Below are 20219 nucleotides of genomic sequence, written 5' to 3' on the forward strand. Positions count from 1 at the left end.
AGCCAGCTCAGCCCGTCCACGGTCTCCGGCATCCTCTTCACATCTGCACCGTCCGCAGCCGTCCCACCGGACGCAGGCGACACGCCGCCCACCGTCTCGAATCGGTCGATGGTCCTGGTCGCTGAGGCGATGGCCACGTCTCCGGGATGAGATGGCTGGTGGCGGCCCAGAGCAGGAACGAGCGAGCGTGGTTCTGGCAGCTCGTGTTGGCGATCAGCCACCGGTCGACGAGAGTCTGAGTGTCGTTGTCCAGAGCGCGGCTGCGGCGGCGGATGTAGTCGAGCAACGGCTGTGCCCGCAGGTGGTGGACGGACGCTGTGTGCCGCAGAGCGGCCAGGGCCTCGTGTGAGCATTCCAGGTCACCGCTGGGCATCGCGCGGATCAGCTGACCGCCGGGCCGTCGCAGGTCGAGGACCCGGGAGTACGGCTGCTCGTACTGCTCCAGGACCTCGGCCAGCGGAGCGAGCTGGGCGGATCGACGGCCGTCCGGGCCGGCGAGAGTCCCCGCGAGTTCCTGCATGGCCCGGCAGTGAGGGCGCTGACCGTGCGGCAGTCTTCCCATCGCGCTGCAGGTGGGGCATCGGTAGGCGAAGTTGGCTCCTGCGCACTCGGGGCAGAGCGGGCCTGCTTCCTCCTGGCGGAAGACGGCTGCCGGGTGGCCGCATCGGTGGCAGGCCGCGTGGGTGAAGGGGACCGCGTCGACGCAGGGCAGGCGGACCAGGCCCTCCGGCCACCGGCGCTCGGCCCTGGCGAGCGTCGCGCCCCGCAGCGGCTGCGGGGAACACTCGCGATGCTGTAGCGCGAGACGCGGCGCGGTGTGCCGTCCCGGCTCGGCATTGGCATGGACGGGTTCTGTCGGCAGTCGCCGCAGGTGGGGCCGGGACGAGCGTGTTGCCGGCAGGCCGAGCACCAGGCCCGCGGGCATCAGGATGGCGGTGACCACCTTCGTGATGCCGCAGCCGCAGCACGGTTGCGCCTCGTCACGGCGGCGGCAGTCATCGCACCAGGGCTGGCCCGGGTCATCGCGGAAGGCGACCGGCATGCTCCGGAGACAGATGTGACACGGTTCGCGAGTCCGCATCTGTTGAGTGCAGGCCTGGCAGATTCCGGTGCTCAGGACGCCGATCTCGCGTCGCTGGCCGCAGCGCGGGCAGAGCACTACCGGTGCCCGTCGGTTGTTGCACTTCCCGCAGAGCGGTCCGTCTTCCGCGATCCGGTCGGCGGCCCGCATCTCGCCGCAGCCGACGCACTTGTGCCGGGGCCGGAGGCTGCGAGTCCTCCGCTGGCAGCAGGCGTTGCAGACCGGACTCCCGTCCTCCTCCCGGGCACTGATCTTGCGGGTGATGCCGCAGAGGGAACACGGCTCGGCGCGTGCCTTCTTGCGGCAGTTTTCGCACCAGGCGCTCTCGTCGGTGTGAGCCGAGGCCACGGTCACGCGGCCGCAGACCCAGCACGTCTGGGCCCCCGAGGGGAGCGGTGCGCAGCGGGAGGTGATCGGCTTCGTTCCTGGTCGCCGCGTCGGCGGCGGGTCGGGCGGCGGTACGGGTGGGGTGGGGCGGCGGGGTCAGAGGCCCGTTTTGCCGGTGGACCAGTAGGGCTTGGTGGTGATGGCTCGGCGGGAGAGGGCTTGGCTGTCGGTGAGGGCGCGGCGTTGGCGCTGGATGGACTGGGCGTGGCCCAGCAGTAGGGCGCCGTCGAGCCCCGAGCCCTTGAACTCGCCCTCGCGCAACGCTCGTTCGAGCCAGGACTGGAGCGCGACTCCCGGGGCCTCCCCGGCGGGCAGGAAGCGGTACTCGGGCCAGCGCTCGGCGAGTGGCGCGACTGCCGGCGCCGGCACCTCGACGGCGACGGCGACGGTGACGGCGCCGACGGAAGCGGCGCCGCGCTGGGCGTAGGCGTCGAGGGTGCCGAGGGAGCAGCCGTCCCCGAGGTAGAGGCGGCGGGTCCCGTGTTCGCGGAGCGGCCAGTACCGTGCGGCCAGCGCCGTTATCCGGTCGCCGACGCGCAGGCTCCGCAGCCAGGCGGTCCCGGGCCCGGCGGCCTCGGTGGCGGCGAGGATGCTGATGTGCTCGCTCTCCGGGCCGCCCACCGTCCGCACCGTGTAGCGGCGCGTGAGGGAGGGGGTGATGCGGAACTGGACCTCGTGGCCGCGCTGCCAGCCCCCGGAGGGGGCCTCGGCGCGCAGCTCCAACTCCAGGAAGCCGGGGGCGGGTTCGCGTACGTCGAGTACGTCGGTCCGACGCCCCAGGAGGGAGGTGGCGAGGTCGCCCACGAAGGCGGGTGCTTGAGGCACGGCGGTTCCTCTCCTCACGACGGGGGCGGTGGCGCGGGCGCTCTGTCCGGGACCGCTCCCGCGATCACGAAGTAGAAACTACACCGTGCAGTACAGGTTGGGAAACTGCTCGGTGTAGTGTGACGACGGTGCCGATGCCGACGCCCGCCGGGCAGGATGACGCCTGGAAGGCGGGCGAGCCCGCCTACGTAGCGGTGCCGTAAGCGGTCTCGGGAGGCCGCGCGGGGCGGTCGCGACCGGGGTCGGCGACCGGCGCCGGGCTGGTGCTGACGGCCACGAGACTCAGCAGGGCGCAGACGGCGTACGCGGCGCCGGGCCAGGCCATCGCCCCCGGGTAAGGACGCGCGTGCAGCCCGTCCTCCCAGCGGATCAGCAGCGGTACGAGGCGCGTGGCCGACGCGAGGAGCCACGCCGCGAGCACGACGCGACTGAACGGCCGGTGCCGCCCGGCACCGTGGACGAGCCAGATCATGGCGGGCAGGCACCAGATCCAGTGGTGGCTCCAGGAGATGGGGGACAGGAGAAGCCCGTACAGCTCTGCCGTGATCAGAATGCCGAGGAAGTCGCGGCGCCTGGCCGCCCGCAGCAGGGCGTACGCGGCGAGGGCGGTCACCAGGGCGAGTACGGGCCACCAGACGAGGGAGCCGGCGGCATCGTGGCCGAGGAACCTGCTGAGGGCGCCGCGCAGGGACTGGTTGCGTACGGACCACAGGGGGCCGATGCGGCGGGTGTCGGACACCAGGGTGGTCCAGTACTCCGCCGACTCGCGCGGCGCGATCCGCCAGGCCGCCGCGGTGGCCGCCACCGCGGCGGCCATGGCCCACACCGCCGCCCGCCACTGCCGGGTCGCCAGGAAGTACAGCCCGCCGAAGGCCGGGGTGAGTTTGACCGCGGCGGCCAGCCCGACCGCCGCGCCTCGGCCCGCCGCCGTACGCAGGGCCGCCAGCGCCCCCAGGACCACCGCGCCCAGCAGCAGGTTGACCTGGCCCTGGTCGAGCGTGTGCCGGACCGGTTCGAGCCATAGACCGGCGGCGGTCCAGAGCATGGCGCGGGACAAGGTGGGGGACGGGGCGCGGGACAGGGCGGGGGCGGAGGACGCGCTGCGGGAGGTTCCGCGCGGCACGGCGCCGCCGGGAGCGTCGGGGGTGACGGGGACGCCGAAAGTGGTGTAAGTGCCGGGAGGGTCGGGAGCGCGGGGAGCGTCGGGAGTACTGGCGGAGGAGGAAGCAGCGGAGGAAGCAGCGGAGGTACCGGAAGCGGCGGGGCCCAGGAGGCGCAGCGCGCAGAGGCAGATGGCGAACAACGCGGCCACCGAGACCGCCTGCCACAGCCAGACCGCCGCCGGCCAGGGCAGACGCGACAGCGGCAGGAACGCGAGGGCGGCGAACGGCGGGTAGGTGAACGGCAGGACGGGAATGGGCGGGCCGATATGCAGCCGGTAGTCGTACAGCCCGCCCGAGAGGACCCGCGGCGAGGCGTCGAAGTAGACCCGCAGGTCGGCGGGTGCGGCGGACGAGACGCTGACGGCCAGGGCGTGCAGGCCGATCGAGGCGGCCAGGCACCAGCCCGGACGCTTGGCCGCCCACGCCGCGGTCTTACGGCCCGCGGTTACGAGCCCGTTCGCGGCCAGTGCGAACCGGGCCCGGCTTCGACCTCGGATTCGACCGTCACCCCGACCGCCACCCCGCCCGTCACCTCGACCGCCACCCCGACCTCCGGCCTGGCCCACGCTTCGGTGGTCCGGGACCCGTAGGCGAAACCGCTCGAACAGCCACTCACGCGCTCGGTTCACCTACGGGTCTCCTGACACCACCGTGATCAACGCGATCAGAGTGACGGGACAAAGGGTCCAGGTCGCCTATTTACGCCATCGGTGGCATGTCACACACCGTCAGCCGAGAGCGATAGGACGGGGGCGTCCCCGGGCAGGGGGAGGGGCCCCTGACCGGCCGGACCGGCGTGGCGGGGCCCGCTATTGGGGCGCATGTCGCCTCGCGAACGTGCTCGCTACGATGAACGCCGTGAGTGTGCGAAAAGAGCCGATCAGCCGCCGGGAGCGCCCGGCCAAGCCCGCCCTGTCCCGGAGCGGCATCGTGGCCACGGCCGTACGGATCATGCGGGCCGAGGGGCTGGAGAAGGTCACGATGCGCCGCCTGGCGCAGGAGCTGGACACCGGCCCGGCCTCGCTCTATGTGTACGTCGCCAACACCGCCGAGCTGCACGCGGCCGTCCTGGAGTCCCTGCTCGGGGAGGTCGACCTGACCGGCCGGGACGCCGGCGAGGACTGGCGCGGCCAGCTCCGCGCCGTCATGGCCTCCTACATCCTGGTGCTGTTCGAGCACCCGCAGCTCGCCCGGTCGGCGCTCGTCGCCCGGCCGAGCGGTGAGAACTACCTGCGGCTGGTGGAGCGCATCCTCGACCTCCTCTCGCGCGGCGGCGCCGATCGCGCTCAGGCCGCCTGGGGGGTGGACAAGCTCCTCCAGGACGCGACGGCCACCGCCGCCGAGCACGCGACGCAGCAGCACGACCCCGACTTCCCGGCCGACTGGAACGCCAGCGTCAGCGCCCTGCACCGTACGGACGAGGCCACGCATCCGGCGATCACCGCGCACCGTCAGCATCTGACCAGCGGCACGCCCGAGCAGCGGATGCGCTGGAGCTTCGACGTGCTCGTCAACGGCATCACGAGCACCCCCGTGCCGGACTCGGCCTCGGAGTCGGGGTCGGGCGCGCGAGCCGACTGATCCGGTACAGCCGGCCCATCCGGTGAGTCGGCCCGCCCGGTGAGTCGACCGGTACGGCCCCCGAACCCGTAAGCGGCGCCCACCGGCCCGTACGAGGCACCCTCCCCGCGAACTTGTTTGCTACGAACGCGTTCGTTAGGCTCCAGTGGCACCGCCTCGGTGCCAGCCGCCATGCAGGAGGAAAGCCATGTCCTCGCCGAACTCGTCCCTGCCCCCGTACCGTCGGCGCACCGTCCCGCTCGGGCCCGGCCTGGGCGTCGAACTGCGCGAGGCGGGTGAGGTGGGTGAGGCGGGAGAGGGCGGCGCGGTCCTCGTACTGCACGGCGGTCCCGGTCCCGGCGGCGTCGCCCCTCTGGTCGATCACCTCGCACGGGATCATCGGGTGCTGGCCCCCACCCACCCGGGCTGGGACGGCACCGTACGCCCTGACAGCCTGGACTCCGTACGGGCTCTCGCCGCGGCCTATCTGGACCTGCTCGCCCGGCTGGAGGTACGGGACGCGACCGTGATCGGCACGTCCTTCGGCGGCTGGGTCGCCGCCCAGGCGGCCGTGGACGACCGTGAAGGCCGCATATCGCGGCTCGTCCTCGTGGACGCCGTCGGCCCGGTGGTGCCGGGGCAACAGGTCACCGTGCCCGGCGGGCCACCGGCCCCGGGCTCCGAGGCACCCGCCGGTGGGCCCGAGCGCGATGGTCCGGAGAGCGGTGGGTCGGAGAGCGGTGGGTCGGAGCGCGGCGGTCCGGAGCGCGGCGGTCCGGAGCGCGGCGGTCCGGAGAGCGGCGGTCCGGAGACCGGCGGTCCGGAGGGCGGTGGACCGCCCGTCGGGGCGATGGGCGGGGCGATGGCCGCCATGTGGGTCTACGCCGGCCCGGACATGGGGGACCCCGACCTGCTGCCCCGCCTTTCCGCCGTCACCTGTCCGGTGCTGGTGGTGTGGGGCGGCGACGACACGGTGGTCACCCCCGAGTTCGGCCGCGCCTACGCGGCGGGGTTCCCGCACGCGCGGTTCGAACTCATCCCGGGCGTCGGGCACGCGCCCGTCCGCGAGGCGCCCGAGGCCCTCTCCGCCCTCCTCGACCCCTTTCTCGCGCACTCGGACTCCGACTCCGGCTCCGGCGCGCTGTGAGGCCGAAGCCGGCCTCGTGCCGCCAGGTGGGGGCTCGGCGGCGCCGCCGCTGAGGCGCGAACAGCGACATCCCTCGGCGTACGTCCGGGAGTGCGCGGCCCCGCTCGCAGGCGGCTCGACTGGTGGAATTCTCGTCCTTCCGAGCCGGCCGCGCCCGCCCCGCCCGGCTTGCGCGACGCTTCACGGGGTGGAGGTACGCGGGGTGCGCGTCGCCAGGAGTTCCAGCACGTCATCCGGCGTATGGAGGATCGAATCCGCTGGTTCGGCAGGGTCGTACATGTGGCCCCAGGCGGCTGAGGCGCTGTGGCTGCCCGCGGCCTTGGCGGCCTGGAGGTCGAGCGGGGAGTCGCCGACGAGCGCCAGGTGTTCCGCGGGCGTACCCAGTCGTCGGGCCGCCAGCAGCATGCCGTCGGCGGCGGGTTTGGGGCGGTCCACGCTGTCGCCGCCGATGACGAGGTCGGCAGTGAGCCCCGCCGAGCGGAGCAGCAGTTCGGCCGCGCGCGTGCTGGCGCCGGTGAACACCGTGATGGGCAGGTTCCGGCGGCGCAGGGCGGCCAGGGTCTCCGCCACGCCCGGGTACGGGGCCACCTCCGCCCCGTCGAGGGCGCGGTAATACGACTCGCTTTCCAGCGGCTCTAGTTGACGCTGCATCAGGAAAGCCAGGATGACTTCGGGAGTGCCCCGCCAGTACGCGTTCACGACGTCCTCGGCGGCCACGGGCGGCCCGGCGAGTTCGGCCACGGCCCGTACGAATGCCTCCGGCACCACCCGGCTGGAATTCAGCAGGGTGCCGTCCATGTCCCATACGACATTGCGCAGATTCATGGCGCTCATTCTCGCGCGCACGCGCTCATGCTTCCGATGCACTCTTCCGCCCGCTCGCCCGCTTGCTCAGCCCTCCCGCTCATCCCTTCGCCCACGCCTCCACCCCTGAGCGTTTCTTGCTCGTTCGCGCTCTTGCGTTCGGCGCGTTCGGCTGTCCGGCGGGGGCTCCGTCCTCCGGGCGGCGGGCATACGCGATCGTTGGGCGGGTTTGCCCCGTGTGCGTCGCGCCCGAAGATGCGTCTAGTTTCGGCCAGCCTCCGGAGAGTCATTGCGACTGTTACTGGTCTGGACCTATGGTTTGACGACGGTTCATTCCAAGTTCGCTCCACATTCACCTTCAATTCACCCAATTTGAAGCGTGCAATGCGGGGCACACGGGGGCATTGGAGGAGTCATCGACGTGCGTGTGGGGGAATCCTTTCGGCGTACGGCAGCGGGGCGAAGCGGGCTCCGGACGGATCCGAAACAGCGGACTCTGCTGTACTCCGTCGCACTCGACACCGTCGGTACCGGCGTGTTCCTGCCGCTTTCCCTGCTGTTCTTCCTGAATGTGCAGCACATGTCGGCGGCGGCCGCCGGCACCGCCGTGACGGTGGGTTCGCTGCTGTCCTTCCTCGTTATTCCGCCGGCCGGCCGACTCGTCCAACTGATCGGGCCCAAGCGGTGCCTGATGCTGAGCAACGCGCTGAGCGTCATCGGTTACGGTTCCTATTTCTTCGCCTCCACCGGTTTACGCGTAATCGGCGCGGCATTCATCGTCATGGCGGCCGACCGCCTGTACGGGGCGGCCTGGCCGAGCGCGGTGGCCCGCGTCGCGTCGAAGGACCGACTGCCGCAATGGTTCTCCTTCATCAATTTCCTCAAGACCACGTGCCTGGGCCTGGGGGCCGTGGCCTCGACCGGCCTGCTGGCGGCCCTCGGGCCGGGCGGCCTCAAGCTGGCGCTCGGCGCGAACTGTCTCAGCTCGCTCGCGGCGGGCGCCCTGGTCCTGCGCACCCGCGTCCCTGACGGGTACGAGGGGCGCGTCGGGCGCGACAGCCATGACGAGCGGCGCGACGCGCGTGACAGCCCTGACGGGCGGCGCGTCGGGCGCGACGGGCCCGAAGGGTCGGAAGGGTCCGACCGGTCCGACGGGCAGGAGAAACCACGGCCGGCGCGGTCGCGGTCGAGGTCGACCTTCGGCTCCGCCCTGCGCGACATGCCGTTCATGGCGCTGGTGACCTCCCAGACCATGCTGTCGGTGGCCTGGCTGATCCCCACCGTCGCCTTCCCCGTCTACCTGGTCCACGAGCTGGGGCTGCCGGCCTACTGGCCCGCGGCGGTCGTCGCGACGCGGTACGCGGTGATCGCGTGCGTACAACTGCCGCTCGGCGCGCGGCTGGCGGGCTGGACGCGCGGCCGGGTGCTGCTCGTCGCCATCGCCGTGGTCGAGGCCGCCGTACTGGTCACGCTGGCCATCCCGCTCGTACCCGGCGCGGCCCAGGGGTTCGTGGCCGCCGCCGCCACCGCGCTCCTGGCGGTCGCCGAGGCGGCCTCCAAACCCACGGCCGCGGCGGCCGCCGTCGCCCTGGCGCCGGACCGGGACGAGGGCCCGTACATGGCCGTCTTCCAACTGACGTGGACCGTCTCGTACGCCGTGGGGCCGGCCGTCATCGGCTGGGGGCTCGGCAACGCCGTCGGCATGTGGTGTGCCCTGGGCGCCTGCGTCCTGGTGTCGGGCGCCGTGCAGGCGCTCGTCACCCGCAGGGCCCCGGCCCCGGCCCCGGCATAGGCGCACAGCCGACTGTCGAGTTCCGACCGCCGACCGCCGAGTGCTGACCGCTGACCGCTGACCGCTGACCGCTGATCGTGGCCTCCGACTGCCGATCGCCGAGTGCTGACCGCCAACTGCCGTCGCCGAGTGCCGACCGCCGATAGCCGACCGCCCCAGTCCCGACACATCTCCCCTCACCCGCACAGGGTCTCCCACCAAAAACCTGCCCGCATAGGGCCTTCCCGTAAAAGAACCTGTCCGCATAGGGCCTCGATCCCGCGAAGGACCTTCCGCCGCCATCTGACCCAATGGGCCTTCCCGCAAGCGGCCTTCCCACAAAGGACCCCTACAAGGCCCCCTACAAGGACCTAGGACCGGACCTCCCACAAGGACCTCCCACAAAGGTCGTTTTCCGCAAAGGACTTATTCATCATGCACTTGGGCTTTTCCGGCCTGCTCGCAGGCGCCGCGGTCGCCGGTCTCGACAAAGACGCGAGGGAATACTGTCCGCCCTACTGGAACAGCAGCCTGCCGTATTACGACAGCGCGGCCAGGGCGGTCGGGGAACTGGCCGCCGCCGATCCGCGGCTGGCCGGCCTCGGCGACGCGCTCGCCGCCTTCACCTCGCCCCGCGCCGCGTATCACCACGTGAGCGAGGGGCTCGAACAGGCCGTCCGCTGGGGCGCGGTCCCCGACGACCTCGTCCGGCGCGCCGCCGCCATGGAGGAGAAAATCCGGCAGGTGTACTTCTCGACGCCGGCCGACCGGCTCCTGCCGCAGCGGCCCGCGGGGCCGGAATCCGCGCACCCGACCGGAAAGCTGCATGTGGTCATTCCCTTCCGGGCCCGGGAGGACGATCTGCGCCTGCGGAATGTCCTGGCGTGTCTGCGCGCCTTGCGGACGCAGTCGGGGGCGCGGTCCGATTTCTTCGTCACACTCGTCGAGAGCGATGAAATCCCGCGGCATGCGGAATGTTTGAGCCCGTGGGTGGATGAGTATGTATTCCAGCGGCAGTCCGGGCCGTTCAACAAGTCCGCTTCGCTGAACCTCGGCGCCCGCCAGACGCGCCATTCGGCCGCCACCCTGTGTCTGCTGGACGCGGACATGGTCGTGGACCGGGACTTCGTACGCCGCATCCGGCAGAAGGCCCGGCGGGTGAGCGCCTTCCTGCCTTTCCACGATTCGTTCAGCCTCGACGCACAGTCCTCGGACCGCATCACCCAGAACATATCCGAGGGGCGCGACCCCTATGGCGAAACCCTGTCGGGCTATCTGCTGCGTCGCCCGCCGGGCGGTTGCGTGGTGGTTTCCGCCGAACGCTTCCGGGCGGTAGGGGGATTCGACTCCTCCTACGTCGGATGGGGCGGCGAAGACCGCGACTTCATCACCCGGCTGGAGAGCCGCGGCCCCGTCCTGCGAACCGACGACACCCTGCTCCACCTCATGCACGAACGGCCTCCGATGGCCAATGCCGCCGCCCGCGCGACGCACGACACCGACAAGCCGACCCAGGAGAAGGGCGACACCGACAAGCCGACCCAGGAGAAGGGCGACACCGACATGCCGACCCAGGTGAAGGACGAAGAAATCCGTCGAATAGCCGGATAGGGGCCTATGGAACGGCCGACGAGTAGCCGGGCGGGAGTTGACACAGGGGACGACCAGTAGCCGGAGAGGAGCCGACGGAGAAACCGACGAACAGCCGGACAACGGCAGCCGGAGAAGCCGACCAAAGGGAACTCATAGTGTTTGCAGAAGCGACAAGTGACCCTCGGATGACCGTGGCCGAAACCCCCGCACACCTCGCCGAGGGCGCGGCGCGGACCATCACCGACCACATACGCCGAACCCTCGCCCGGCGCCAGCGCTGCGTCCTCGCGCTGACCGGTGGCAGCACCCCCGCCGCGACCTACCGGAACCTCGCCCGGATGCCGGTGCCCTGGGAGCGGGTGCACATCGTCCAGACCGACGACCACCTCACCGAGGCCGGCGACGGCCCCTCGTGGCGCACGGTCGAGGAACACCTGCTGGAGCCCGCGGCCGTACCGGCGGAGAACCGCCACCCCATGCCCGTAGGCACCCGGCTCGACCCCCGGGAGGCGGCCCAGGCGTACGGGCATCTGCTCGGGACCCTCCTGACCGACGGCGCGCCCGACGTGGTCGTGGCGGGACTGGGGGAGGACGGGCACACCGCCTCCCTCTTCCACGGCGACCCCGCCCTCGACACCGCCCGGTGGGTCGCCGTCACCCGCCCCTACCAGAACACCACCCGCATGACGCTCACCCTGCCCGTACTGAGCGGCGCCGGGCTGCGCCTGGTCCTGGCCACGGGCTCCGGCAAGGCCGCCGCCGTCGCCCGGCTGCTCGGCGACGACCCGAGCCTCACCGCCGTACGCACCGTGCTCGGCGACGACGGCCACCTGCTGGTCGACGGGATCGCCGCCGCGGGGCCGTACGGGGCGGGCGATGAGACCGCCGCCGCGCGGCCGTACGGGGCGGCCGACGGGATCGCCGTCGCGGGGCCGTATGCGGCAGGCGGCGAGACCACCGCCGCCGGACCGCATGGGACCGCTCGTCCGGCTCCCCGATGACCCACCGGCCCCCCGGGAGCCCGATTCTCTGTCTGGATCTCGGAGGGACCTGGTTCCGCTCCGGGCTGCTGGACGAGAACGACGAGCTCCACCCCCTCACCAAAACCCCCGCCCTCTCCGTCCGTACCCACCCCCAACCCCCCGCCGTCCTCCAGGCGATGCTCGTCGAGCACATCGTCGCCACCGCCACCCGGGCCCGCGACGCCCACGGCTGCACCGCCCTGGCGATATCGCTCGGCGCGGCGATCAACGGCCGTACGGGACTCGTGATCGGCAGCGCCCCCCTGTGGGGGCCGGGCCGGCACCCTCTGCCACTCGGCCAGATCCTGGCGGACCGGCTGCCCCGCCTGCCGGTCCATGTGATCAACGACGTCTCGGCCCTCGCCCACACCCTCCGCGCCCGGCACGACCACCCGCCCGGCACCCGCAAGGCCGCGGCCGTGACGGTCAGCAGCGGCATCGCCTACCGGACCATCGACCTCGACACCGCCCACATCCCCCTCGACCAACGGCACGGCCTCCAAGGGGAGATCGGCCACCTGCCCGCCCCCGTCCGCTGGCGCGACCGGCCGCTCACGGCCGTCTGCGACTGCGGCGGGACCGACCACGTGAGCGCCTTCTCCTCAGGGCGCGGCATCACCGAACTGCTCCGTACGCTCCCCGAAGCCGCCCCCTTCCGTACTGCCGCCGACCCCCGCGCGACCCTCGCCGCCTTCGCCCGCGGCGTGGCGCGCGGCGACCCGCGGGCCATGGCACTGCTCGACCTCTTCACCCTGCCCCTGGCCCGGGTCCTGCTCCACCAGGCCACCCTCGACCCCGAAGTCTCCGCCACCTACCTCTTCGGCGGCGTGGTCGACGGGCTGGGCGACCCCTACCTGCACAGCCTCCTCAGAAACCTCAACGACCTGGGCCTCTACGAGATCTCGGCTACGGACGAGACGTACTTCGCCCGCCGCGTCCTGCGCGGCGCGGCCGACGGCCTGGCAGGTCTCAAAGGCGCCGGCCTCCACCTCCGCCACACGCAGACCGGCCTCCACCTCCGCGACACGCGGGCCGATCTCCACCGCCGCGACACGCAGGCCGGTCTCCACCTCCGCCACCCCCAGGCGGGCCGACAACCATAAGGAGTCACCATGGCGTGGACCGTACGCTCCACACAGGACGTCACCTACCGCGTACAGCAGAGCGAATCCGTCTTCGACCCCGCCAACGACGCCCTCGCCTCCGTCGCCGGGCTCGGCCGCGGCAGCCGCCGCCTCGTCATCGTCGACCGCAACGTGGACCGGCTCTACGGCGAGGCGATACGCGCCTACTTCGCGGCGTGGACCGACACCCGGCCGACCTTCCTCGTCCTGGAACCGGACGAGGCGGCCAAGACCAGCGACGCCCTGCTGCTGATCACCCGCGCCGCCGTCCGCGCCGGCATCAACCGCCGCTCGGACCCCATCGTCGCGATCGGCGGCGGCGTCGTCACCGACCTCGCCGGCCTCGCCGCCAGCCTCTACCGGCGCGGCACCCCCTTCGTACGCATCCCCACCACCCTCATCGGCCTCGTCGACGCGTCCGTCGGCGCCAAGACCGCGATCAACTTCGACGGCCACAAGAACCGGCTGGGCACCTACTTCCCAGCCGCCCACACCCTGCTGGACCGCACCCTGCTCACCACGCTCCCCGCCCGGCACATCCGCAACGGCCTCGCCGAGATCATCAAGATGGCCGTCATGAAGGACGCCGCTCTCTTCTCCCTCGTGGAGGACGAGGCCGACGCCCTGGTCACCCGCCGCTTCGACACCCCCCACGCGCCGGAGATCATCGAACGGAGCGTCACCGGCATGCTGGAGGAGCTCGAACCCAACCTCTGGGAACACGAACTCAAGCGGCTCGTCGACTTCGGCCACACCTTCAGCCCCGTCATCGAGATGCACGCCGCCCCCGAACTGCTCCACGGCGAGGCCGTCTCCATCGACATGGCCTTCTCCTGCGCGCTCGCGCACGAGAACGGACTGCTCGGCCACGAGGAGACCCTGCGCGTCCTGCGGCTCCTGCACCGCACCGGCCTGCCCATCCGGCACGCCGTATGCGACCTGGACCTCCTGCGCCGCGGCCTGGACGACGCCACCGGGCACCGCGACGGCCACCAGCACGTACCGCTGCCCACCGGCATCGGCGAGGCCACCTTCGTGGAGGACATCACGACCGAGGACCTCAAGCGCGCCATGGCCTTCCTGGACGCCTACGCCCCCGCTACGGGGGGCCGTACTCCCGCCTTGGAACGTGACGCTTCCGCCGCTCTCGAAACGGTCGCCCCGTGAACCACATAGACAACATGAGACGTACGGACCACATAAGCCACACGCGGCCCGCCCCCACCGGACGCGCCCCGCACACCCCGCACACCCCGCACACCCCGCACACCCTCCGCGTCCTGCGCGCCGGGATCTGCGGCACCGACCTCCAGATCCGGCGCAAGGTCCGCCCCGACACGGCACGGACGCTGGGCCACGAGGGCGTCGCGGAGTTCCCCTCGGAGCCGGAACCGGAGCCGGACCCGGACCCCCGCCGGCGCTTCACCCTCTTCAACCCGGTCGACCCGGAGGACCAGGAACGCATCCTGGGCCACAGCTACGACGGGGTGTTCCAGCCCTGCTACGACCCCGGCACCGCCCCCGGCGGCGGCCCGCCGCTCGTACCCGCCGACCCCGCGCTCGTCGCCGACCTCGCGATCCTGGCCGAACCCGTCGCCACCGTGCTCTACGCCTGGGACCTGCTCACCTCCGCCGGCCCCGTCGAGTCGGTGGGCGTCTGGGGCGCGGGCACCACGGGGCTCCTGGCCGCCCTCATCGGCGAACTGCGCGGCTACGACGTGGAGTTGATGCACCACCGTCCGGCGCGCCTCGACTACGTCGAGCACCGGCACGTACTGCACCACAGCCGGCTGCGCGGCTACCACGACGGAGAGCCGCCCGAGGAGCGGTACGACGCCGCCTTCCTGTGCCTGCCCCGCGAGGCGGCCCCGCGCGGTCTGGACGAAGCCGTCCGCTTCGTACGCCCCGGCGGCGTCATCGACCTGTTCGGCGGCTTCGGACCGGGCGACCAGCACGAGCGGCTGCCCGGCCACGACCTCGGAGCCGTCCGCCGGAGCAACGTCTGCGGACGCGTTGCGGGCGGGCCGCCCGCCGGCCCCCTCCACCCCGCCGCGACCGACCACGGCAAGCCCCTGCACCTGACCGGGCACCGCGGCACCTCCCGGGCCCACCTCGAACGCGCGCAGGACCTGCTGCTACGGGCCCCGGAACGCTTCGCCCCCCTGGTCACCCACGTCGTGTCCCTCGCCCACCTGGAGGACTGCCTCGACTCGATGGCGGCCGGCAGCGGCCCGTCAACGCTCCTCGGGGAGTACATCAAGGTCGCCGTCGACCCCACCCTCGGCGCCGCCACCCCGTCCCGTACGCCCGACACGGCCACCCCCTTGGGCGCCCTCAGCGCGGCGGGGGCCCCATGCTGACCTCGACGTACCAGCGCCTGGAGCACCACAACGGCACCGTGCGCCTCACCAGCGCCACCATCGAGCCCCGGCCGACGGGACCGACGGGACCGACGGGGTCGGTGGGGTCGGCGGGGCCGGCGGGGTCGGCGGGGGAGTGCAGCGTGCTCCTCGCCCCCGCCGCCATCGGCGTATGCCGCTCCGACCTGCGCGAGATCAACGGCACCAGACACCTGCGCCGGGACTTCGGCCACGAGATCGTGGGCACCGTCGTGGCCTGCCGGCCCGAAGGGCTCGTGCCCGTAGGACAGCGGGTCGTGCTCGACCCCCACCCGCGGGTGCGGCGCACCTCGGGCTTCGCCGAACTCGTGGAGATCCAGGGCGAACGCGCCGAGGTCGCGGCGGCGCTCGTCCCCCTCCCCGACGACAGCCCCGCCGTCCGGTCGGTCTTCGTTGAACCCCTGGCGTGCGTCTGCCACTGCCTGAGCCGACTCGACGAGGCGACCCGCGCGGCCGGCGCCGACCCGGCCGGACCCGTGGCCGTCATCGGCGCCGGAACCGCCGGCGCCTTGATGGCCGCGGTCCTCAGCGCCCGTTCCGTCCCCGTCACCCTCGTCAACCGGGGCCGTCCGCGCCTCGACTTCCTCCAGGAGCGCGGGGTCCTCCCGCGGACGGTGCTGCGCACCGCGGACGAGACGGCCGGTCTGACCGTGCCGCGCGCCATCGTGGCCACGGCCGCCGCCGACACCGCGACCCTGGGCCTCGCCGCCCGCGTCGTCGCCCCCGACGGCCTGGTCCTCCTCTACGCCGGCACCCAGCCCGGCCAAGCCTTCGCGGACGTGGACCTGGACACCCTGCGCAGGGAGCAACTGACCGCCCGGGCCGCCACCGACAGCAAGACCTTCCAGCTCGTCGGCTCGCACGGAGCGACGCGGGAGGACTTCACCGCGGCCATGGACCTGCTCGACCCCCGCACTCCGCAGCGGCGGGAACTCGGCCGGCGCCTCGACCGCATGGTCACCTCCGTGCTCCCCCTCGCCCAGGGCGCCGACCTGCTCAACCGGCTGGCCCGAGGGCCGTTCATCGGCAAGCCCGTCCTCGTGCCCGGCCGCCCGTACTCCGACGCCCCACAAGGAGCCGCCTCGTGATCGTCCGCAAGTACCACCACCGCCGGCAGTTCCCCGACCTGCCCGCGCTCGTCCGGCAGGTCGAAGAGCTGCTCGGCTCGGGCGAGTACATCCTCAGCGCGCCCGTCGCCGACTTCGAGGAGCGGTTCGCCGCCCACACCGGCACCCGCTACGCCGTCGGGCTCAACTCCGGCACCGACGCGCTCGTCCTCGCGCTGCGCGCCCTGGGCATCGGCCCCGGCGACGAGGTCGTCACCGTCGCCAACACCTTCCACGCCAGCGTCCTGGCCATCACCACCGTCGGCGCCCGCCCCGTCCTCGTCGACTGCACCGCCGACGACTTCCTCATGGACCTCGACTTCGTCGAGGCGGCCATCACCCCCGCCACCAAGGCCCTGCTCGCCGTGCACCTCTTCGGCAAGGCCCTCGACATGCACCGCGTCCGCGAGATCGCCGACCGGCACGGCCTCGCCGTGGTCGAGGACTGCGCGCAGGCGGTCGGGGCGCGCTGGGCGGGGCAGCGCGTCGGCTCCTTCGGCGACGTGGGCTGCTTCAGCTTCCACCCCTCGAAGAACCTCGCCGCGGCGGGCGACGCCGGGGCCCTGACCACCGACCGTACGGACATCGCCGACACCGTACGAGTACTGCGCGGGCTCGGCCAGCGCGCCCAGAACGACCATGTGGCACGCGGCTGCAACTCCAAACTCGACGCCCTCCAGGCCCTGGTCCTCAGCCACAAACTCGACAGCCTCGACGGCTGGAACGAGCGCCGCCGCGAGCTGGCCGCCCACTACTCCCGCGCCCTCGCGCCGATCGCGGCCGTCCCCGCGCCGGCCGGCGAGGAACACGTCTTCCACCTGTACCAGGCGGCCGTGGCCGGGCGCGACGCCGTGTTCGAGAAGCTGACGGCGGCCGGCATCGAGGCCGTCGTCCGCTACCCCGTGCCCGTCCACCGCCAGCCGGCCTTCGCCGACCTCGGCCTCGGGCCCGGCCCCGGGTCCACCGGGCGCTTCCCCAACGCCGAGTACCAGGCCGCCAACACCCTCTGCCTGCCGATCCGCCCGGACCTCACGCGGGCCGAACTCGACTACGTCGTACGGAACTTCACCGAGGCGGCGAGCGGGGGAGAGGCCGGGGCCGCCTCTGTCGGGTCCGTGGTCGGCTCCCCGGCCGGGGTCGCTGCCTCTGCTGCCGGCTCCCCGGCCGGGGTTGCTGCCTCTGCCGCAGGCGCCCCACCCGGGGTTGCCGCCCCCGCCACCACTGCCGCCACGCCCACCACCTCCGCAACCCCCGTCACCCCCGCCACAGGAGCCCGCCCGTGACCCAGATCCTTCCCGCCCTCCTCGGTGCCGACCCGCTCGCCCTCGGCGAGGCCGTCGACGCCCTGCGCGGCGCCCCCGTCGACTACCTCCACCTGGACGTCATGGACGGCTCGTTCGTACCCGATATCAGCTACGGCACCCGCACCGTGGCGGCCGTACGCCGCCGCACCGACCTCCCCCTCGACGTACACCTCCAAGTCGCCCGGCCCGAGGACCACATCGGCCCGCTCATCGAGGCCGGCGCCGATCTCGTCACCGTCCATGTGGAGACCACGCCGCACGTCTCCCGGCTGCTGCGCACCCTCGACCAGGCCGGGCGGCGCGGCGGCGCCGCCCTCAACCCGGGCACCCCGCTCGCCCAGGTGGAGGAGGTGCTCGAACAGGTCGTCCAGGTGACGGTCATGACGAGCAGCCCCGGCACCAGCGACTTCATGCCGCACGTCCTCGACAAGATCACGCGGCTGCGGGCCCTGCTCGACCGCCGCGGCCTGCACGACGTGGCGATCGCCGCCGACGGCGGCGTCACCGCGGCCCGGGCCGAGGCGCTGCGGGAAGCCGGCGCCGACCGGCTGATCGCCGGCTCGGCCGTCTTCCAGGCCGACGGCGGCCCCCGCGCCGGCGTCGAAGCGCTCCAGCGGGCGGCCCGATGATCCGCGTCGCCGCCCGCGCCGTACTCTTCGACCTCGACGGCGTCCTCGTCGACAGCGCGGCTGGCAACGAACGGGCCTGGCAGACCTGGGCCGCCGGCCACGGCATCGACGGAGCGGCCACCTTCGCCGTCGGCCACGGGCTGCGGACCGCCGACCACATCCGCCGGGTCGCCCCCGAACTGGCCACGCCCGCCGAGGTCCAGCGCCTCGACGCCCTCGAAGCACACCACGTCGGCTCGGTCACCGCCCAGCCCGGCGTCCGGGACCTGCCCGCCCGGCTGGCCGGCCTCCCCTGGGGCGTCGTCACCTCGTGCTCGCCGGAGGCCGCCGCGCAACGCCTCGCCGTCACCGGCCTGCGCCCGCCCGTCCTGGTGACCTCCGAGGACGTCGCCCACGGCAAGCCGTCGCCCGACGGCTACCTCCTCGGCGCCCGCCGCCTGGGGCTGCCGCCCGCCGCCATCGTGGTCGTCGAGGACGCCCCTACGGGCGTGGCGGCGGCCAAGGCGGCCGGGATGCGGGTGGTGGCGCTGTGCACGACACACGCCCGTACGCAACTGCCCACCGCCGACTGGTACGCGGCCGACCTGGCCGGGGTGATCTTCTCCGAGGCGGGCGCTGCCGAGGAGCCGAGCCGGCCCGGAGGGGCGGGCGGTGCCGAGGAGACGAGCTGGTCGTCCGACACGAGCCGGTCGTTCGACACGAGCCGGTCGTCCGAGCCGAGCCGGTCGTCTGACACGAGCCGGTCGTCTGACACGAGCCGGTCGTCCGACACACACCCGTCGGCCGAGACGGGCCGGTCGGCCGATACGCGCCGGGGCCCGGCATGATCGAGAGAACCGCGCTGAGCGAGGAGTTCGTCCACTTCAACCAGTCGACGCTCTTCCTCCACTACGGCATCCACCAGAGCGAACCCGTAATCCGCGCCAAGCTCGCCCTCGCCGAACCGGACGGCTTCCTGGCCGTACGCGACCGGGGCATCGTCGCCGGAGCCGTTTCCCGGCGCCTGACGATGACCGTGCGCCCCGGCCGTACGCTCCCCGCGACCGGACTCGGCGAGATCGCCGTCCTACCCTCCCACCGGCGGCGCGGGCTGCTGCGCGAGTTGATGCGGGCCCACCAGCGGACGTCCGCCGAGGCCGGCCACGCCTTCACCGTGCTCAACGCCAGTGAAGGCGGCATCTACGGCCGGTTCGGCTACGCGCCCGTCACCACCGACAGCGTCTGGACCCTGGACCCCCGCACCGCCGCCATACCCCGCACCGCGCCGTGCGAGGTGGAACTGCTGGACGCCGCGGCGGCCCGTACGGCCCTGCCGCCGGCCTTCGACGCCTACCAGCGCGCCACCCCCGCCGAACTGGCGCGGGAACCCGCGTGGTGGCGGACCCGGTTCGACTGCCCGGAGGCCGTCGGCGCCCCCGCGGACCAGCACTGCGTACTGGCACGCGGCAAGCAGGCGGACGGCGCGGCCACCGGCTACGCCCTCTGGCGGCGGCCAGCGCCCTGGAGCCAGGAGACGGGCCCCGCGCCCGTGATCGTCGACGAGTTCATCGCCCCGGACCACACGACCACCCAGGCACTGCTGGCCTTCTTCACGGGGCTGGACCTGTGCGACCGCGTCGAGTTCCGCCGCCGGCCGCTCACCGCCCCCCTCCACTGGCGGTTCGCCGACCCCCGCAGCATGCGCCTGACGGGCGCGACCGACCGGCTGTGGGTCCGCCTCCTCGACGTCCCCGCCGTCTCGATGGCCTGCCTCACCGGCCTCGACGCCCCCCTCACCCTCCGCGTCCACGACGCCAACGGCCCGGCGGACGGGGCGTGGGACATCGAGCCCGGACCGTACGGACCGGCGCGCACCGCCGCCGACCTGGGGCCGGAGGTCGTCGACCTGGGGGCTCCGTACGGACCGGGGTGCGCCAAGTCCCGGCGCGGTGCCGCCGATCTGGAACTGGAGGCCGGCGATCTGGGGGCTGCGTACGGACCGGGGTGCGCCAAGTCCCGGCGCGGTGCCGCCGATCTGGAACTGGAGGCCGGCGATCTGGGGGCTGCGTACGGACCGAGCTGCGCCAAGTCCCGGCGCGGCACCGCCGATCTGGAACTGGAGGCCGGCGATCTCGCGGCCGTCCTGCTCGCGGGTACGGACGTACCCCGCCTCATGGCCGCGGGCCGCCTGGTGGAACACACCTCCGGCAGCGCCCTCCGGCTGGCCCGGGCCCTGGCCGGGACCGGAGCCCCGCACTGCTCCACGGTCTTCTGACACATCCCCCCTCACCCCGCCCTTGAGAGAGGCAGCCCAACCATGTCCCT

17 protein-coding genes are annotated in these 20219 nt (G+C 73.0%); 13 read left to right on the top strand and 4 right to left on the bottom strand.

Features of this window, described 5'->3' with window-relative positions; translation table 11 throughout:
* Nucleotides 1-37: 37 nt before the first annotated feature.
* The 3 genes from IF55_RS14835 to IF55_RS14850 all read right to left on the bottom strand — a co-directional run bounded on the left by IF55_RS14835 (nucleotide 38) and on the right by IF55_RS14850 (nucleotide 4085).
* Nucleotides 38-1042 carry a hypothetical protein gene (locus IF55_RS14835; protein ID WP_030885759.1) on the bottom strand — a complete coding sequence of 335 codons (1005 nt, stop codon included), beginning with the start codon at nucleotides 1040-1042 and terminating at the stop codon, nucleotides 38-40.
* 522 nt (nucleotides 1043-1564) lie between these two features.
* Nucleotides 1565-2293, bottom strand: coding sequence for a ferredoxin reductase domain-containing protein (locus IF55_RS38540; protein WP_030885766.1), 729 nt, complete (start codon nucleotides 2291-2293; stop codon nucleotides 1565-1567).
* Between the two features lie 184 nt (nucleotides 2294-2477).
* On the bottom strand, nucleotides 2478-4085 hold the full coding sequence (locus tag IF55_RS14850) for a glycosyltransferase 87 family protein (protein WP_245661202.1): 1608 nt from the start codon (nucleotides 4083-4085) through the stop codon (nucleotides 2478-2480).
* A gap of 220 nt (nucleotides 4086-4305) precedes the next feature.
* Between IF55_RS14850 and IF55_RS14855 the strand changes: the two genes are divergently transcribed.
* Nucleotides 4306-5037, top strand: a complete 732-nt coding sequence (locus tag IF55_RS14855; protein ID WP_048831983.1) for a TetR/AcrR family transcriptional regulator — start codon at nucleotides 4306-4308, stop codon at nucleotides 5035-5037.
* Nucleotides 5038-5224: 187 nt separating this feature from the next.
* Complete coding sequence (locus tag IF55_RS14860; protein ID WP_048831984.1) at nucleotides 5225-6163, top strand: alpha/beta fold hydrolase; 939 nt, start codon at nucleotides 5225-5227, stop codon at nucleotides 6161-6163.
* Between the two features lie 180 nt (nucleotides 6164-6343).
* Here the strand turns inward: IF55_RS14860 and IF55_RS14865 are convergent, their stop codons facing one another.
* Nucleotides 6344-6988, bottom strand: a complete 645-nt coding sequence (locus IF55_RS14865) for an HAD family hydrolase (RefSeq protein WP_030885776.1) — start codon at nucleotides 6986-6988, stop codon at nucleotides 6344-6346.
* Nucleotides 6989-7394: 406 nt separating this feature from the next.
* Between IF55_RS14865 and IF55_RS37170 the strand changes: the two genes are divergently transcribed.
* The 11 genes from IF55_RS37170 to IF55_RS14920 all read left to right on the top strand — a co-directional run bounded on the left by IF55_RS37170 (nucleotide 7395) and on the right by IF55_RS14920 (nucleotide 20169).
* Nucleotides 7395-8759 (top strand): MFS transporter, encoded by a 1365-nt coding sequence (locus tag IF55_RS37170; protein ID WP_048831985.1) that lies wholly within the window; start codon nucleotides 7395-7397, stop codon nucleotides 8757-8759.
* A 414-nt stretch (nucleotides 8760-9173) separates the two neighbouring features.
* Entirely contained in the window at nucleotides 9174-10349 is a 1176-nt protein-coding gene (locus IF55_RS14875; RefSeq protein WP_063763966.1) for a glycosyltransferase family 2 protein, read from the top strand.
* A 167-nt stretch (nucleotides 10350-10516) separates the two neighbouring features.
* Nucleotides 10517-11332 carry a 6-phosphogluconolactonase gene (pgl, locus tag IF55_RS14880; protein WP_063763967.1) on the top strand — a complete coding sequence of 272 codons (816 nt, stop codon included), beginning with the start codon at nucleotides 10517-10519 and terminating at the stop codon, nucleotides 11330-11332.
* Entirely contained in the window at nucleotides 11329-12456 is a 1128-nt protein-coding gene (locus tag IF55_RS14885) for an ROK family protein (RefSeq protein WP_078644407.1), read from the top strand. The genes pgl and IF55_RS14885 overlap by 4 nt, the downstream gene beginning before the upstream one ends.
* Before the next feature lie 9 nt (nucleotides 12457-12465).
* On the top strand, nucleotides 12466-13644 hold the full coding sequence (locus tag IF55_RS14890) for a sedoheptulose 7-phosphate cyclase (RefSeq protein ID WP_048831986.1): 1179 nt from the start codon (nucleotides 12466-12468) through the stop codon (nucleotides 13642-13644).
* Nucleotides 13641-14837, top strand: a complete 1197-nt coding sequence (locus IF55_RS14895) for an MDR/zinc-dependent alcohol dehydrogenase-like family protein (RefSeq protein WP_245661203.1) — start codon at nucleotides 13641-13643, stop codon at nucleotides 14835-14837. The genes IF55_RS14890 and IF55_RS14895 overlap by 4 nt, the downstream gene beginning before the upstream one ends.
* A complete protein-coding gene (locus tag IF55_RS14900) occupies nucleotides 14831-15964 on the top strand; it encodes an alcohol dehydrogenase catalytic domain-containing protein (protein ID WP_245661204.1) in 1134 nt (377 codons plus the stop codon). The genes IF55_RS14895 and IF55_RS14900 overlap by 7 nt, the downstream gene beginning before the upstream one ends.
* A complete protein-coding gene (locus tag IF55_RS14905; protein WP_078644410.1) occupies nucleotides 15961-17265 on the top strand; it encodes a DegT/DnrJ/EryC1/StrS family aminotransferase in 1305 nt (434 codons plus the stop codon). Before IF55_RS14900 ends, IF55_RS14905 begins: the two co-directional genes overlap by 4 nt.
* Nucleotides 17262-17915, top strand: coding sequence for a ribulose-phosphate 3-epimerase (locus IF55_RS14910; protein WP_030885799.1), 654 nt, complete (start codon nucleotides 17262-17264; stop codon nucleotides 17913-17915). Before IF55_RS14905 ends, IF55_RS14910 begins: the two co-directional genes overlap by 4 nt.
* Nucleotides 17912-18742, top strand: coding sequence for an HAD family hydrolase (locus IF55_RS14915; protein ID WP_063763968.1), 831 nt, complete (start codon nucleotides 17912-17914; stop codon nucleotides 18740-18742). Before IF55_RS14910 ends, IF55_RS14915 begins: the two co-directional genes overlap by 4 nt.
* The gene (locus IF55_RS14920; protein WP_037965856.1) at nucleotides 18739-20169 is read left to right on the top strand and encodes a GNAT family N-acetyltransferase; all 1431 of its coding nucleotides are present in this window, start codon (nucleotides 18739-18741) and stop codon (nucleotides 20167-20169) included. The genes IF55_RS14915 and IF55_RS14920 overlap by 4 nt, the downstream gene beginning before the upstream one ends.
* Nucleotides 20170-20219 lie beyond the last annotated feature (50 nt).

The organism is Streptomyces varsoviensis (genome assembly GCF_000718635.1).
Lineage (GTDB): Bacteria > Actinomycetota > Actinomycetes > Streptomycetales > Streptomycetaceae > Streptomyces > Streptomyces varsoviensis.

Excerpts from the sequence above, each read along its gene's own strand:
- IF55_RS14915 (WP_063763968.1), top strand. The coding sequence starts at position 17,912 with ATGATCCGCGTCGCCGCCCGCGCCGTACTCTTCGACCTCGACGGCGTC.
- IF55_RS14885 (WP_078644407.1), top strand. The coding sequence starts at position 11,329 with ATGACCCACCGGCCCCCCGGGAGCCCGATTCTCTGTCTGGATCTCGGA.
- IF55_RS14920 (WP_037965856.1), top strand. The coding sequence starts at position 18,739 with ATGATCGAGAGAACCGCGCTGAGCGAGGAGTTCGTCCACTTCAACCAG.
- IF55_RS14855 (WP_048831983.1), top strand. The coding sequence starts at position 4,306 with ATGAACGCCGTGAGTGTGCGAAAAGAGCCGATCAGCCGCCGGGAGCGC.
- IF55_RS14860 (WP_048831984.1), top strand. The coding sequence starts at position 5,225 with ATGTCCTCGCCGAACTCGTCCCTGCCCCCGTACCGTCGGCGCACCGTC.
- pgl (WP_063763967.1), top strand. The coding sequence starts at position 10,517 with ATGACCGTGGCCGAAACCCCCGCACACCTCGCCGAGGGCGCGGCGCGG.
- IF55_RS14865 (WP_030885776.1), bottom strand. The coding sequence starts at position 6,988 with ATGAATCTGCGCAATGTCGTATGGGACATGGACGGCACCCTGCTGAAT.
- IF55_RS14875 (WP_063763966.1), top strand. The coding sequence starts at position 9,174 with ATGCACTTGGGCTTTTCCGGCCTGCTCGCAGGCGCCGCGGTCGCCGGT.
- IF55_RS14900 (WP_245661204.1), top strand. The coding sequence starts at position 14,831 with ATGCTGACCTCGACGTACCAGCGCCTGGAGCACCACAACGGCACCGTG.
- IF55_RS14835 (WP_030885759.1), bottom strand. The coding sequence starts at position 1,042 with ATGCCGGTCGCCTTCCGCGATGACCCGGGCCAGCCCTGGTGCGATGAC.
- IF55_RS14890 (WP_048831986.1), top strand. The coding sequence starts at position 12,466 with ATGGCGTGGACCGTACGCTCCACACAGGACGTCACCTACCGCGTACAG.